We start from the raw sequence: 15222 nt of genomic DNA, 5'->3' as shown, positions 1-15222 counted from the left end.
GCCACAATGGCCGCCGCCCGAGCGCCTTTCGCGCGTTGTTCCGCGGCCGCCGAAGGCCCCGCCTGCGCCGCTTCCCCCTGCCCCCTCCCCCCTGAAACCCTCCCCCCTGCTCCCTCCGCCGACGCCATCGACGCCCCCGCGATCGCACTCTCCCGCTCGTGCATAGCCTCAATGCCCTCCAGCGTCACGTACACCGACCGATCGATCGGCGTGAACGTGCGCCCGAGAATCCCGACAACATGGAACGGGTGCGCCTCGTGACTCGACGTGCCGATATCGCGGAGTCCGTGCACCACGACTACCGGCGAACCAATGGTATAGCCAAGCTTCTCGGCCACATCACTGCCGATCACGACTTCCGTATCGGCCACCGCCGCGCGTCCGGACATGAACACGATCCGTCCATCTTTTCGGAAGCGATAGCGCTCGTAGAACTCTGGTGTCGTACCGACCACGCGGAAGCCGCGATGACTGTCGCCGAGGGAGTACGGCACGACCCACTTGACCGCGGGATGCGCCTTCCAGCGCGCCATCGTAGACAGCTTTACCGAGCCGGACGGCGAGCCGATACCGAACACGGCGCTGAGTAACAGCTGCAGCGTGCCACCGCGTGCGCCGACGATCAAATCGACACCGCGAATCGTACCGGCGAAGCTGTCACGCACGCCGGCCCGCACATTCTCGATGCCGACCAGCAGCGTCACGCTCAGCGCAATCGAGGCTACGGTGAGCGACGTGGTGAGCAGTCGGCTGCGCAACGACGTGAGTGCCAAGCGCAGCAACATCATGCGTCCGCTCCGACGGTGGCTGCGCGATTGATCTCCATCAGCTCCACGGTGCGCGAGAATAGCGGCATCAGCGTATGGTCGTGGCTTACGAACACGAGGGTGGCGTTGGCCTTCTCGCAGGACGCGAACAACAGCTTGAGAAATCGTTCGCGTCGATCGGTGTCGAGCGCGCTGGTGGGTTCGTCGGCAATCACGACCTCGGGGCTTCCCATGAGCGCTCGGGCAGCGGCAACACGCTGTTGTTGGCCAACACTCAGTTCAGCAATCGGCGAATCGAGGTACTGGGCGATATCGAGTTGCGACGCGATGTCGCGCACCGCGTCGTCGAGCGAGCGGTCACCAAGTCGCGCCCGACGCGCCGGTTCGAGTCGAACGGGGAGCAGGATGTTCTCCCGTACCGGGAGATACGGGATGAGGTTGAACATCTGGAACACGTAACCGAGATGGCGCGCCCGAAACGCATCGCGCGCCCCGCCCGACATGGTTGAGAAATCCTGCCCAAGCACGCGCACACTGCCACTGGTCGCCTGCAATACGCCGGCAAGAAGGCCGAGGAGCGTGGTCTTGCCACTGCCACTCGGCCCGTGCAGAAATACCGTCTCGCCGCGGGCGATCGTCAGCGAGTCGATCGCCAAGACGTCCCGTCCCTTCTTGTACGAAAAACGTACCGCGGACAGCTCGACCGCCGGCGTCCCGTTGGGAACCGCACCGGCGAGAGCTGCGCCTGTGGCCCCCTGACTCATTTCGACGAGTAGGGCTCGACCTTGAGTCCTTCCAACTGGTAACCCACGGTGCCGTACGGGCTCTCCACTGAGGAGATCTTGAGGCGACCCGACATCCAGACGGCATCGAACAGGTTGAGCTTGACCGCCTTCTTGCCGCCCATCTCGACCATGACGATTTGATTCGGCGGCGGCGGCGGGGTGTGCACGCAGGCGCCGTAATACGGCACCAGTAAGAATTCGGCGCCCTCTTCCTGGAAGTCGTCGAGCGGCACCACAAAGCCCGGGATCCTGACCAGCTTGCCTTCGAGCTTCTTCAGCGTGTCGGTCGACTTGCCGTTGGTGTAGTCGAGGCCGGCCAACACACGCCAATCGATATTCACGGCCTCTTCTACGAGCGCCTTGGGCGCCGTCGTCGTGCGCGCGGCGGGAAGAGCCGCGGCGCGAGCCGGTGGCGTGGCGGGCAACGGGCGGGCAGGCGCGGTAGACGAAGGCGTCGTGAACGCCGTTGTGGCGAACAACACGACGGACATGCCGACCAGCGAAAGCACAGGTGAACGACGGGACATGGCGAATCCTGGGAGCAGGACGAACGGGAGCCCACACGACGGCGTCGCGGGTCACTCCCGGAAATTTACGCAATCCGGGCGGGAACGCTGAGATGGCGGAAGCTGGATGGCCACCGCTGTCCACAACAGTACCCCTCGACCGACGGCTCGTGCCCAGTCGGCACGGTATATTCTCCGTCATGAGCCGCGCCGAAATCACCACGCCGGAAGCCCTCGCCGATGAGAGTGTCGTCGAGCTGTCCCTACGCCCTCAACGCCTGGTCGAGTTCATCGGCCAGAAAAAGGTGAAGGACAGCCTCGGCATTGCCATCGCGGCGGCGCGCGCGCGGAAGGAACCGCTCGACCACACGCTCTTTTTCGGGCCGCCGGGACTCGGGAAAACCACGCTCGCCGATTTGATGGCCCGCGAGCTGGGCGTCAACCTCACCACGACCTCCGGCCCCGCGCTCGAAAAGCCGGCCGATCTCGTCGGCCCTCTCACCAATTTGCGTGAGGGCGACGTGTTGTTCATCGACGAGATTCACCGGATGCGCCCGATCATCGAGGAGTTTCTCTATCCGGCGATGGAAGACTACCGGATCGACATCCGACTGTCCGATGGCCCCAAGGCGCAAACGGTGACGATGAACATCGAAAAGTTCACGCTCGTCGGCGCCACGACGCGGCTGGGCATGCTCACCGCACCGCTGCGCGCACGTTTCGGCATCGTGCAGCAGCTGGGCTTCTATCCGGTGGACGAACTCGAAGTGATCGTGCGTCGTACCGGAGAAGTGTTGAAAGTGGAAATGGACCCGCGCGGCGCGCATGAGATTGCCAAGCGTTCGCGAGGCACCCCGCGCGTGGCCAACCGATTGTTGCGCCGTGTGCGCGATTACGCGCAGGTGTGTGCCGATGGGCGCATCACGCTCGAGGTCGCGCAGGCCGCGCTCGAGTTGAACAACGTGGACCACTTCGGGCTTGACGACATGGATGCGCGTCTCCTCAAGACGATCATCGAGAAATTCGACGGGGGCCCGGTCGGGCTCGGGACGATTGCGGCAGCGATTGGCGAGGATCCCGGAACCATCGAAGAGGTCTATGAACCGTTCCTGGTGCAGCATGGCTTTCTTCAGCGCTCTCCGCGCGGACGTATTGCCACGGCGCATGCCTATCGCCATCTTGGCTATGTTCCTCCCATTGGTGCCTTTGAACAACCCACCCTGTTCTAAGCTCTAGGCAATGATCACAATGTCCCGCACCTTAGTGCCAGCCATGCGGCTCGCACTCGTATTGCTCTTGCCCGCATCGCTCGCGGCGCCCATGCTCACCGCCTCCGAGCTCACGGCGCAACCGATCGCTCCGCGACTCTCCGTGGCGCAGGTCGCCGATTCCATTGCCGCGAATGGCGACACCGCCCGCGCGGTCGCGCTGCTCGATTCAGTGGTACGCCGCGACAAGCGAAACGCCGCGGCGTGGCACCAGCTCGGCCTGCTGTTCTGGAATCAAGCCCGCAGCGCGCGCGATCCGAACTTCATGAAGGATCAGAAGAAGATCCGCCTGTTGATCGCCGCCGATACGTCGCTGCGCCTTGCCACCAGGCTCGCACCAGATAGCGCACGTTACTGGCTCAGCCTGAGCCGATTCAACATCCAGTCGGGCGTGTCCACCATGCGTTTCGCCTCGAGCGGACAGGCGCGCGACGGCATGACAGCCGCCGAACGCTCGGGCGAGCGGCTCCTGATGGCCGAGGCGGCCGATATGGCGGGCATGGCCGCTTGGCGCAGCTACGATGCGCTGGCGAATCGTGGGCTGCCGAGCGGCATGTCAAAAGTGCAGCTGGGAAGCAACAACAATTGGAATCGCAACAACGCACGAGACTACGTCAATTCGATCGCCAGCAAGATCGAGCCGCCAACCGGCGATAACGATCATGCTTCTGCGCTCCAACTGTTCGCGCGCGCCGTGGGGGCCGACTCCAGCAATCTCCGCTATAGCCGGCATCTGTACATGGCCTACGCGGAACGCAAGAAGTGGCAGGATCTGGCCACCGTCGCCGCATTGCGTGCGGGACAGTTTCCGCTCGACTATCAGGCCCAGCTGGCGCTGGGTCTCGCGTACCATCGAGTAGCAAATGAAAAAGGCGCGACCAGAGCGTTCGACAGCGCCTTTGTGCTGATGGACGAGACAGAAGCGAATCGTCTCAAGAATCTGGTGCGCATCATGCGGCCCCGTGCGCGCAAAGACGCGGCGGGGCAGATTAGCGACTCGGCGAGTTGGTCCAAGCTGCCGACATCGCAGCGCGAAGGACTCGAAGCGATGTTCTGGATGATGAGCGATCCGCTCGCGCTTACCCAGGAGAATGAATTCCGTCTCGAGTTCCTGGCGCGGGTCGTGTTCGCCGATTTCCGCTGGACGATCGATGAAATCGAGCTGCGCGGTGCCGACACCGACCGCGGTGATGTGTACGTGCGCTATGGGCCACCGGATTTCGAGATGACGATTCCGGGAAGCACGACCGATAGCCGAACGCGATTGGATGGTGGAGTCACGTTGGTTTGGGACTACCACAGTAAGCTCACATTCTTCTTCGACCTCCAGCCCGGATTCGCCACAGGGCGAGTGTCGATGTTCGATCGTAATTACGTCGAGGGGCTGCGCGACGCCGTGCCCGTGTCATTCGCCAACGTGCCCGCCACGCGATTGCTCGACACGATTCCGATCCGTATCGCGCGCTTCCGCTCGGGTGCCGACTCCAGCGATGCCGTGATCGCAGCCCGGGTGCCGATCGACTCGCTCGTACGCTCCAACGCCCTCGACCGGGTCCCCGTCGACATCGACCTGCGGATCTTCGACCAGTACGTCAAAGTCCGCGGACTGGAGTCCGATCAGCTTACCTTCTCGCGGGACAGCAGCAACGCACCACTCGACCGCGTGTGGTCACGACGCCTCGGCCCCGGCATCAATGTCGTGCGTGTCGAAGCATTGCAGGCCGACAGCAAGCGGGGCGCCCGCGCAATGACCCGCCTCGATCCCACGACAAACGTGGGCTTCGGCATGAGCGATGTGTTGCTCGGCAGCAAGCCGGAACTGCGTAGCGGTATCGCGCTCCCCTCGCGGTGGCGGGATATCGCCATCACGCCGAACGCCGGCAGCTTTGCGCGCAACAGCTCGGTCGGATTGCTCTGGGAGATGTACGATCTCATACCGCGCGATGGAATGACCAAGTATCGTGTGGCCATCACGGTGGAACGCGCCGACCGCGACGGCGTCACGGGCTTCGCGATGCGCGTACTCGACAATCTCGGACAGGCCGTGGGCCGTGCGCAGCAGTCGCGCGATCGCTTTACGATCTCGTTCGACCGACAGGGCGGCGCGCTCCCCGTGCTTGTTGAGTATCTCTCGCTCGACATGACGCAGGCGCCGTCCGGCGGCTACCGACTGCAAGTCGAGGTCACAGACCTCTCGAATCAGAAGAAAACGGCTCGTAACACCGAATTCCGAATACGCTGAGAGATTAAAACACGCCGACCTGTTGCGTTGTAGCGCCGATTCGATTGTCTTTCTGCGCTTCCATGACCGCAATGCCTGACTTCGTCGACGCGTCGCCCCACAAAGGCACCCGTACGTCCGACTATGACTACGAGCTCCCCGAGGAGCGCATCGCGCAGCGTCCCGTTGAGCCGCGCGATGCGAGCCGTTTACTGGTGGTCGATCGACGCGACAGCAGCATCACGCATCGCACGTTTCGCGATATTGCCGAGTTGATTCCCGCCGGTGACGCGATCGTGGTGAACACCACCAAGGTGTTCCGCGCGCGACTGCTGGGACATCGTGAGAGCGGCGGACCGGCCGAGATCCTGTTGCTCCGTCCGGTCAACGACGACCACTACGAAGCGATGATCCACCCGGGCGGGAAACTCCGGCCGGGACGCGTCGTCACGATCGCCCCCGACTTCCGCGTCGAGATCGTCGACACGACTCCGCGTCGTACGCGCATTGTTCGTTTGCACACGAATGGCGACGTGGCCGGCACGATCGAGAAGTACGGTCATGTGCCGCTCCCGCCGTATATCGAGCGCGCCGACGAATCGGGCGATATCGCGCGGTATCAAACGGTATACGCCGAGACGGTCGGCTCGGTCGCGGCCCCTACCGCGGGGTTGCACTTCACACCCGACCTGCTCGACACGCTGCGCACACGCGGCGTCGAAATGGCCAACATCGTGCTGCACGTCGGCGCTGGCACCTTCCGCCCCGTGAGCGACGAAGATCCGTCGCAGCACGTGATGCACGAGGAATGGTGCGAGATCACCAGCGACACGGCGCAGCAACTGAACGCCGTGCGCGCCCGCGGCAACCGTGTGTGGGCGATCGGGACCACCAGTGTGCGCACCCTGGAAACCGCCACCGACCTACACGGCACGATTCATCCGTATCGTGGCGAGACGAGCATCTTCCTGCGTCCGCCGGCAACGCTGCGTGGCATCGATCATCTCGTCACCAACTTCCACCTGCCGAAGTCCACCCTCATCATGCTCGTGGCGGCCTTCGCCGGCTACGACCTCACGATGCAGGCGTATCGTACGGCGGTGGCCGAGCACTATCGATTCTATTCGTACGGCGACGCGATGTGCATTATTTAGATTTGCAACATTGAAGTCCTGATCACACAGAGAAAATGAGACAAGGAGAAAAGGAGATCAGTAGTTCTCTTTTTCTCCTTTCCGCTGTGTCATCAGTTCCAACGATCCCGCCGACGTTCCTTCCTCCCGCGAAGCCCCTTCGCGACCGCTACTAGATTGCCAATGTGACCTTCTCCTTTCGTCTCGATTCCACCGACGGCCTCGCCCGCGCCGGCCAGTTCACGACGCCGCATGGCGTGATGACTACGCCGCAGTTCATGCCGGTCGGTACGCTCGCCTCGGTGAAGGCGCTCGACCCCGAGGATCTGCAGCGCCTCGGCGCGACGATGATCCTGGCCAATGCGTATCATCTGCGCCTGCGGCCCGGTGACGAGATGATCCGCACCATGGGCGGCCTCCACCGCTTCATGCATTGGGATGGCCCGATCCTCACCGATTCCGGTGGCTTTCAGGTGTTTTCGCTGGAGGGGCTGCGCAAGATCACGGAACAGGGGGTCGAGTTCCGCAGCCACCTCGATGGATCGCGGCAGCAGTTCACCCCCGAATCGGTCATGCGGATCGAGCGCAATCTGGGCGCCGACGTGATCATGCAGTTCGATCATGTGGTCCCCGGTCAGACCGAGGCGGGGCTGGCGCGGGAGGCCATGGAGCGCAGCATCCGCTGGCTCGAGCGCTGCCAGGTGGAGTTCGACCGACTGCTTCGGGAAGACCCCGATGCCCCCACCCCGGTGCAGGCGCTCTTTCCCATCGTGCAGGGCGGCATTCACGCCGATCTGCGTCGGGAATCGGCCACCGCCATCCGGAACACCGCAGACTGGGCCGGTCTGGGAATCGGCGGACTGTCCGTGGGTGAGGCCAAGCCCGACATGTACGCGATGCTGGACGTGGTCAACGAGGCGCTTCCCACCGACCGTCCCCGCTACCTCATGGGCGTCGGCTTCCCGGAGGATCTGGTAGAGGGCGTGGCACGGGGGGTCGACCTGTTCGACTGCGTCGCTCCAACGAGAATGGGGCGGACCGGCGCGTTTTTCACGACCACGGGCCGCCGGAGCATCAAGAACGCGGCCTGGCGCCTCGACCCGTCCCCACTGGACGACGAGTGCACCTGTTCGGCCTGTACTCGCTTCTCCAAGGCCTATATCCGGCACCTTTTCGTATCGGAGGAGATCCTCGGACTGCGCCTCCTGAGCCTCCACAATGTACATTTCCTTGTTGCGCTGATGCGCGACGCACGGGCCGCCGTTCAGGCCGGCACGTTTCAGGGCTGGAGCCGTGACTGGCTCGCCCGCTATCACTCACGATCGATGTCTTCATGAGCTTCTCCGTCCTTGCCAGCCTCGCCGCCCTGCAGTTGGGTGGCAACAGTCAGATCGCTTCCATGATTTTCATGTATGGCGCGATCTTCGCGATCTTCTACTTCGTGCTCATCCGCCCGCAGCAGCGGCAGCGGAAGGCGCACAATACGCTCGTTGAAGCACTGAAGAAGGGTGATGAGATCGTCACCGCCGGCGGACTTGTCGGCGAAGTGGTCCACATCGCCGCACTCGGCAAGGACGGCGCCGTGAGCATGGAAGATCGCATTACGATCAAGACCGGCGAGTCGAAGGTGATCGTCGAGCGGGGCCGCATTTCGCGCGTCGGCTCCTCCACCCCGGCGGCCTGAGGTTTCCGTGTCGTTGCTCGATATTCACGTCCTGGGTTCGCCGATCCTCCGCCAGGACACAGAACGCGTCGAGCAGGTCACGCCAGAGTTGCGGCGGCTGGTGGACGATATGTTCGACACGATGGACAAGGCGAAGGGAGTCGGACTCGCAGCGCCGCAGGTCGGGCGTCGTGAACGGCTGGCAGTGGTCGAGGTGGATGAGACACGACTGGTCGTCATCAACCCCGAGATCATTTTAAAAGAAGGCTCGGTGCGCGGCGAAGAAGGCTGTCTCTCGCTTCCCGAAGTGTACGCTGATGTAGACCGGTTCTCGCGCGTTATCGTGCGGGCTCAGGACATCGACGGCGTTTGGTATGAAGTCGAAGGAAGCGAGCTCTTAGGACGGTGCCTGCAGCACGAAATCGATCACCTGCATGGCCGCTTGTTTACCGATCGTCTCAGTCTGCTCAAGCGCCGCGCCGCGATGCGCGAGTGGGAGTACGAGAAGGCGAAGTACCCGAAGCTCCTGCGCGTGCTCCCCGTCGGCGATCTGCCGAAAGAGCGCGACGCCACCACACCGATCACGAAGACATAACCGGAGACCGCCCCACTCGTGCGCATTCTCTTCTGGGGCACTCCCGATTTCGCCGTTCCGCCGCTCCGCGCGCTGATTGGCGAAGGGCATGACGTGGTCGGCGTTGTCACGCAGCCCGACAAACCGCGCGGCCGTTCGCGCACGCAGCTCGATCCGTCCCCGGTGAAACGCGTGGCGCTCGAAGAAGGCATTCCGGTGCTGCAGCCCGAGAAGCCGCGTGGCGACGAATTCCTCGACGCCATACGTGCGCTCGCGCCCGATGTCTCGGTAGTCGTGGCCTACGGACGCATTCTGCCCAAGGCGGTGATCGACTTGCCCGCCCTCGGCACGCTCAACATTCACGGGTCCGTCCTCCCCGCTCTCCGCGGCGCGGCGCCGATTCAGGCGGCCATTCTCGAAGGCCTGACGGAAACGGGCATCACGATCATGCAGATGGTGCCCGCGCTCGACGCCGGCGACATGCTGCACGTGCTGCGCACCCCGATCGCATCCGACGAGAGCTACGGCGAGCTCCACGACCGGCTGTCGGAGCTCGGTGCGCTGGCCATCGTGCAGGCGCTCGCCATGATCGATGCGCAGGTCGTACGACCCGTGGCGCAAGACGACGCACAGTCGACCTACGCCTCGAAGATTGATCGCGATATGGCCCGCCTCGACTTCACCTGGTCGGCGGAGCGCGTCTCACGCGCCACGCGCGCCTTCGATCCGCGACCGGGGGCGTTTGCCAGTCTGCGCGGGGTGGAGACGAAGCTGTTCAGCGTGCGCGTGGTCGGCGATGGCACGAACGATGATCTCGACGAGCCCACTTTGGCGAGCCCACCGGGCACCGTGCGCTCGGCCGACGACAACGGGCTGCTGGTCCGCTGCGGCGAAGGCGCCGTGCGATTCATGGATGTCCAGCCCAGCGGCAAGCCGCGCATGACCGCGGCCTCGTTGGCGCGCGGCCGTGGCGTGTCGGTGGGCGACCTGCTCGAGCCCGCGTGAGAACGTTATGATGGTTGTCGTCACAAAGAAGCTGCTCAGCATGCCAGGCGTGACCGACTCACGCGCCGCCGCGGCCATGGTGCTGGCCGACCTACGCAACGGCGCGATGCTCGACGCCGCCTTCGAACGCTACGTCGCGCCGCTGGATGCGCGCGACCGTCGCTGGGTGCAGGAGCTGCTCTGGGGCATGCTGCGTACGCGCAACCGCCTCGATGCGATGCTGGCCGAACGCGTGCGTGGAGGTATCGCGAAAATCGATGTCGACGTCACCGATCTGTTGCGTCTCGGGGCGTACCAGCTACTGAGCATGGGCAGCGTACCGGCCTACGCGGCGATCGGACAGACGGTCGAACTCACCAAGCGTCGTCATGGCATCGGCGCCAGCAAGCTCGTGAACGCCGTGCTGCGTCGCATTGATCGCGAGCGCGATACGATCGAGCCGCCCGTACCGGACGAACCGTTGGAAGCGCTCGCGCAGCAGTATTCGCATCCGCGCTGGGTAATCGCGCGGTGGGCCGATCGGTGGGGCATGGAGGACACCGAGCGCTTGCTGGCCGTGAACAATGAGCCGGCATCGATTTCCGTGCGCCCATACGGCGTGAACCGCGAGCAGCTCGACGGGATGCTCACCGGCGCCGGCGTGACCACGCACGAGGTACCGCTGGTGCCCGACTCGATCCGGCTCGGCCCAGGCGTTGCCCTCACCGAACTCGGCGCGTTCAAGCAGGGCCTGTTCTTCGTGCAGGATCCGGCCGCCACACTCGTGGCGCAGTACGCCGATGTGCCCGACGGCAGTGTAGTGATCGATCTTTGCGCGGCGCCCGGTGGCAAGGCGCTCGAACTCTCGCGTCGCGCGCGGCTGGTTGTCGCGGCCGACGCCAAGATGGCCCGCGTGGAACGCATGCTCACCGGATTCGGACGTCTCGATGCCACCAACCTCATCCCGATCGTCTGTGATGCGCGTCATCCGGCCATCGGCGAAGCCGATGTGGTGGTGATCGACGTCCCCTGTACCGGCACCGGCACCTTCCGCCGGCATCCCGACGCGCGCTGGCGTCTGCGCGTGTCCGATTTCGCGGTGTTGCCGGCGCTGCAGCGCGAAATCTTGCTGGCCGCCGCCGCGATGGTGAAGCCGGGCGGCTTGCTGGTGTACAGCACCTGCTCGCTCGAACTCGAAGAGAACGACGACCAGATCGAGTCGTTCCTCGCCACGCACAAGGAATTCACGTTGGAACCACCGCCGGCGGGCACGGTACCTGACTCCGTGTTGGACCACGGACTCCTCCGCGTGTTGCCGCAGCAGCACGGCACCGACGGCGCCTTCGCGGCGCGCTTGCGGAGAACGGCCTAGTGGCCGCCGCGAAACAGCCCGGCACACGCGCCCCGCGCGGGCCGATGTCCAAGGCAACGCGTACCTGGCTCATTCGCGGAGCGGTCGCGGCGTTGGCCGGTCTGATCATCGGCGGTGCTGGCGGCGTGGTCACCGTGCGAACGCTCGAACCCGGGCGCGCCAACGCCGTGGATTCCGTGCAGGCGGTTCTCGACAGCATCGCGCGTGGCACGATCCCCGAGCCGACCGCCGCCGAACGCGATCAGGAATCGAAGCGACAGGCCGACAGCGCGTCGCAAGCGATTCAGTCGGCCGACAGCGCTGCGAAGGAAAACGCGCTGCTGCCCGTTCCCGATGTGGTCGGACTCGAAGAAGGCCCGGCCCGCGACAAGCTGCTCGAAGCCGGGCTGCTCGTGGGCGATGTGCAGTTCCGCGCCAGCACCAGTCCGGCCGGTATCGTGCTCGCCACGACGCCGCCCGCCGGCAGCCTGCTTGCCGCCAGCGGCACGGTATCACTCGTGATCAGCGACGGACGCTCCCCCGCCGACACGCTCTTGCCCCCTCAGCTCGATCCGGCTCCATGACCGTTCGTATCGCACCCTCCGTGCTCAGCGCCGACTTCCGCAAACTCGGCGACGAGATCGCCATGTGCGACGCCGGCGGTGCCGACTGGATTCACGTCGACGTGATGGACGGTCGCTTCGTGCCGAGCCTGTCGTTCGGCCTGAAGGTGATCGAGGCCGCTCGTCGGTCCAGTTCGAAGGTGATCGACGTGCACCTCATGGTTGTCGAGCCAGAGAACTATTTCGACGACTACGTGAAAGCAGGCGCCGATGTGCTCACCATTCACGCTGAAGCCGCGCCGCATCTCGACCGTCAGCTCGCGCGCATCAAGTCGCTGGGCTGTAAAGCGGGCGTCGCACTCAATCCAGCCACGCCGTTGTCCATGATCGAAGAAGTCGCGCACATGGTGGATCTGGTGCTCATCATGAGCGTCAATCCGGGGTACGGCGGACAGCAGTTCATCGAGTATTCGATCGACAAGATCGCGCGCGCCCGTCTTCTGCTCGACCAAGCCGACAGCACTGCCGCGCTACAAGTGGACGGCGGGATTTCGCGCGACACCATTCATCGGTGCTGGGAAGCCGGCGCCGATACTTTCGTGGCCGGCAACGCCATCTTCGGCGCCAAGGATCCCCAGGCGGAGATCGCCGTGTTGCGCAACCTTTGCGTGGAGCAGGTATGACCGCTAAACAACAGTGGCTCGTTGTGATGGGTATTGTGGCCGTCTTGGTAGGCGGCGCGTTCGGGGCATCGCATTTCCTGAAGGACGAGCTCACCAGCGTTTCAGTGGGCTCCGACGCGCCCGGCTTCGCGGCCAAGACACTCACGGGCACGCCGGCCATGAAGACGCTCACCGACTATCGCGGCGACGTTGTCTTGCTCAATATCTGGGCCACCTGGTGCATTCCGTGCCGCACCGAGATGCCCAGCATTGAGGCCGTGCATCAGGCGCTCGGCCCGAAGGGGCTCAAAGTGGTCGCCGTCAGCATCGATGATGAAGGCGCCGAACAAAAGATCCGAAACTTCGCGAAGGAGTTCAATCTCACGTTCGAGATGTTGCACGATCCCGCCGGGTCAATTCAGTCGATCTATCGCACCACGGGCGTGCCGGAGACGTTCGTGATCGGACGCGACGGCGTGATCCGCAAGAAGTGGATCGGCGCCGAAGACTGGAATTCGGAAGGCAATCAGCGGCTGCTCTCGTCGCTGCTGGCCGAACCAAAGCCGTAGTGGGTCAGGTCACTCGCGTGGCGTGGCCGAACGTGGTGCGGGCGCTCTCCGCCATCGTGCTGGCTATTGCGCTCTGGCTCTACGTGCACGCGGTCCATGTCTGACGTCGCCCCGCGCCGCGTGCTCGGCATCGAGACGTCGTGCGACGAAACCTCGGCGGCCGTCGTGTACGGAACGCCCACCGAGATGCGTCTCGAATCGCTGGTGATTCTGTCGCAGGACGTGCATCGCCTGTTCGGCGGTGTCGTGCCGGAAATCGCGAGTCGACAGCATCTCACCGGCATCGTGCCGGCCGTGCGTACGGCGTTGGCCGACGCCAACGTTTCTCTCGATGATATCGACGCGATCGCCGTCACGCACGCGCCGGGACTGGTGGGTGCATTACTGGTGGGCACCAGTTACGCCAAGGCACTCGGCTTCACGCACAACACTCCCGTCGTGCCGGTGCATCATCTCGAAGGCCACCTGTTCGCGACGCTCCTCGAGCACCCAGAAGCCAAACCGCCGTTCACTGCGCTGCTGGTGAGCGGAGGACACACCTTGCTGCTCGACGTCGAGGCGTGGGGCCGCTATCGCCTGCTCGGTCAAACGCGCGACGATGCGGCCGGTGAAGCGTTCGACAAGGTCGCGAAGCTGCTTGGGCTGCCCTATCCTGGTGGTCGTTTGCTCGAGGAGTTGGCGCGCGAGGCGGACTCGCCCACGCACGCACACACGCATCGCTTCGCGCGCCCGATGTTGCGGAAGTCGGCCGAGCCGGGCGATGACGACTATTACGACTGCTCGTTCAGTGGTCTCAAAACCGCCGCGCTGTACGCGGTGCGTGACGCGGGACAAGCCGGGGTGCTGAACGAGCAACGGGCCAGCATTGCGCGCGGCTTCCAGGACGCGCTGATCGAGACGCTCGCCGAAAAAGTGGCGCGGGCGACTCGCCAGCATCGTCGCACGCGGGTGGTACTGGGCGGCGGCGTAGCCTGCAATCGCGCGCTCCAGGACGCAATTGGCCAGCGGGTAGCACCACGCGGCACCGTGTTCGCGCCAATGCCACGGCTGGCCACCGACAACGCAGCGATGATCGCCGCCGCCGGGCTTTTCCGGTTCGAAGCGGGCGAGCGGGCTGATCCAACCATGACGGCGCACGCGTCGTTGCCGATTCCCGGTATCTTTTCGTAAGCGCCGTCGTACTCCGTACTCCGACTCCCCCGTACTCCCGACTCCCTACTCCGTACTCGATTGTCGCCTATCATCCACCACCCTACGGTCTTCAAGTTCGGCTTCCTCGAACTGACCGGATTCGGACTCGCCGTTCTCATGGCGTTCGTGATCGCGCAGATCGTCTGCCAGCGCGAGTTCTGGCGCCGCGGACACGACGCCGAAGCGGAGGCGATGCCTGACATTGTCCTCGCGGCGTTGATCGGCACGCTGGTTGGGGCGAAGACTTATTACGTGATCCTGACGGGCGATCCCTCGGCTTTCTTCAGCCGCGGCGGCTTCGTGTTCTGGGGCGGCTTCATTGGTTCCGTCGCGCTCTGCTATGCCACGATCAAGTACAAGAAGCTGAGTTTCCTGAAAATTGCCGACGTGGCCGGGATCGGCATCGCGGCTGGCTACTCAGTCGGACGCACGGGATGCTGGGCAGTAGGCGACGACTATGGCCGTCCATTCAACGGGTTCTTCGCGACGCAGTTTCCCGAGGGCGCGCCGCCGAGCACGGCGGCGGTGATGTCGCAACAGTTCGGTGTCCAGTTCCCCGCGGGTACCAACCCGTCGGACGTGATCGCGGTGTATCCGACGCAGCTTTACGAGACGATCATGGGATTCGTGATGTTTGCGATTCTGTGGCGTTTCCGGAAGCATGCGCATTTGCCGGGCTGGCTGTTCGGGATGTATTGCGTGCTGGCCGGCATCGAGCGGTTCATTGTGGAGTTCTTTCGCGCCAAGGATGACCGGATGGTGATGGGTTTTTCAACGGCGCAGATCATCGGTATCGCGATTCTGATGATCGGAATCGCGATGATGGCCGCACGGAGAAAGCCGGGAGTTTCGCTGGCCGCGAGGTAACTCGTTTTTTGTAAGGTTGGGCGCTTCGGCTCCCGGACGGGGGAGGGAGAGCCGAGAGTCCCCCCCCAGCGAGCCTGCAGCTTACAGCCTAGCCAACAGCTTACAGCCTAGCCTACAG

The 15222-nt window shown here is 64.2% G+C and carries 16 protein-coding genes; 13 read left to right on the top strand and 3 right to left on the bottom strand.

The features are described from left to right. The 3 genes from ACLL97_RS07310 to ACLL97_RS07300 all read right to left on the bottom strand — a co-directional run. Positions 1-788, bottom strand: a 788-nt coding sequence (locus ACLL97_RS07310; protein ID WP_411279816.1) for an ABC transporter permease, incomplete at its 3' end; no start/stop codon positions are given. Beyond that, a complete protein-coding gene (locus ACLL97_RS07305) occupies positions 785-1531 on the bottom strand; it encodes an ABC transporter ATP-binding protein (RefSeq protein WP_411279815.1) in 747 nt (248 codons plus the stop codon). The genes ACLL97_RS07310 and ACLL97_RS07305, both read right to left, overlap by 4 nt. Then, complete coding sequence (locus tag ACLL97_RS07300) at positions 1528-2079, bottom strand: DUF3299 domain-containing protein (RefSeq protein ID WP_411279814.1); 552 nt, start codon at positions 2077-2079, stop codon at positions 1528-1530. The genes ACLL97_RS07305 and ACLL97_RS07300 overlap by 4 nt, the downstream gene beginning before the upstream one ends. 179 nt (positions 2080-2258) lie before the next feature. On the opposite strand from ACLL97_RS07300, the gene ruvB reads away from it, so the two are divergent. From ruvB to ACLL97_RS07235, 13 genes are all read left to right on the top strand, one after another. Next, positions 2259-3287 (top strand): Holliday junction branch migration DNA helicase RuvB, encoded by a 1029-nt coding sequence (gene ruvB / locus ACLL97_RS07295; RefSeq protein WP_411279813.1) that lies wholly within the window; start codon positions 2259-2261, stop codon positions 3285-3287. Positions 3288-3306: 19 nt separating this feature from the next. After that, positions 3307-5568: a GWxTD domain-containing protein gene (locus ACLL97_RS07290; protein ID WP_411279812.1), complete on the top strand. Its 2262-nt coding sequence runs from the start codon at positions 3307-3309 to the stop codon at positions 5566-5568. A 71-nt stretch (positions 5569-5639) separates the two neighbouring features. Further along, the gene (gene queA, locus ACLL97_RS07285) at positions 5640-6701 is read left to right on the top strand and encodes a tRNA preQ1(34) S-adenosylmethionine ribosyltransferase-isomerase QueA (protein WP_411279811.1); all 1062 of its coding nucleotides are present in this window, start codon (positions 5640-5642) and stop codon (positions 6699-6701) included. A 164-nt stretch (positions 6702-6865) separates the two neighbouring features. Then, entirely contained in the window at positions 6866-8017 is a 1152-nt protein-coding gene (tgt, locus tag ACLL97_RS07280) for a tRNA guanosine(34) transglycosylase Tgt (protein ID WP_411279810.1), read from the top strand. Then, positions 8014-8364, top strand: coding sequence for a preprotein translocase subunit YajC (gene yajC, locus ACLL97_RS07275; protein WP_411279809.1), 351 nt, complete (start codon positions 8014-8016; stop codon positions 8362-8364). The genes tgt and yajC overlap by 4 nt, the downstream gene beginning before the upstream one ends. A gap of 7 nt (positions 8365-8371) precedes the next feature. Further along, complete coding sequence (gene def / locus ACLL97_RS07270; RefSeq protein ID WP_411279808.1) at positions 8372-8938, top strand: peptide deformylase; 567 nt, start codon at positions 8372-8374, stop codon at positions 8936-8938. Positions 8939-8956: 18 nt separating this feature from the next. Beyond that, a complete protein-coding gene (fmt, locus tag ACLL97_RS07265; RefSeq protein WP_411279807.1) occupies positions 8957-9922 on the top strand; it encodes a methionyl-tRNA formyltransferase in 966 nt (321 codons plus the stop codon). Between the two features lie 7 nt (positions 9923-9929). Next, entirely contained in the window at positions 9930-11273 is a 1344-nt protein-coding gene (rsmB, locus tag ACLL97_RS07260; RefSeq protein WP_411279806.1) for a 16S rRNA (cytosine(967)-C(5))-methyltransferase RsmB, read from the top strand. Beyond that, entirely contained in the window at positions 11273-11836 is a 564-nt protein-coding gene (locus tag ACLL97_RS07255) for a PASTA domain-containing protein (RefSeq protein ID WP_411279805.1), read from the top strand. Before rsmB ends, ACLL97_RS07255 begins: the two co-directional genes overlap by 1 nt. Then, positions 11833-12498 (top strand): ribulose-phosphate 3-epimerase, encoded by a 666-nt coding sequence (gene rpe / locus ACLL97_RS07250; RefSeq protein WP_411279804.1) that lies wholly within the window; start codon positions 11833-11835, stop codon positions 12496-12498. The genes ACLL97_RS07255 and rpe overlap by 4 nt, the downstream gene beginning before the upstream one ends. Beyond that, positions 12495-13046, top strand: coding sequence for a peroxiredoxin family protein (locus ACLL97_RS07245; RefSeq protein ID WP_411279803.1), 552 nt, complete (start codon positions 12495-12497; stop codon positions 13044-13046). Before rpe ends, ACLL97_RS07245 begins: the two co-directional genes overlap by 4 nt. Before the next feature lie 96 nt (positions 13047-13142). Continuing rightward, the gene (tsaD, locus tag ACLL97_RS07240) at positions 13143-14216 is read left to right on the top strand and encodes a tRNA (adenosine(37)-N6)-threonylcarbamoyltransferase complex transferase subunit TsaD (RefSeq protein ID WP_411279802.1); all 1074 of its coding nucleotides are present in this window, start codon (positions 13143-13145) and stop codon (positions 14214-14216) included. A gap of 60 nt (positions 14217-14276) precedes the next feature. Next, positions 14277-15104: a prolipoprotein diacylglyceryl transferase gene (locus ACLL97_RS07235; protein WP_411279801.1), complete on the top strand. Its 828-nt coding sequence runs from the start codon at positions 14277-14279 to the stop codon at positions 15102-15104. Positions 15105-15222: the final 118 nt, after the last annotated feature.

Source organism: Gemmatimonas sp., assembly GCF_046594945.1.
GTDB lineage: Bacteria > Gemmatimonadota > Gemmatimonadetes > Gemmatimonadales > Gemmatimonadaceae > Gemmatimonas.
The sequence above is the reverse complement of the archived record's forward strand: the minus strand, read 5'-3'. Positions and strand labels throughout refer to the sequence as shown.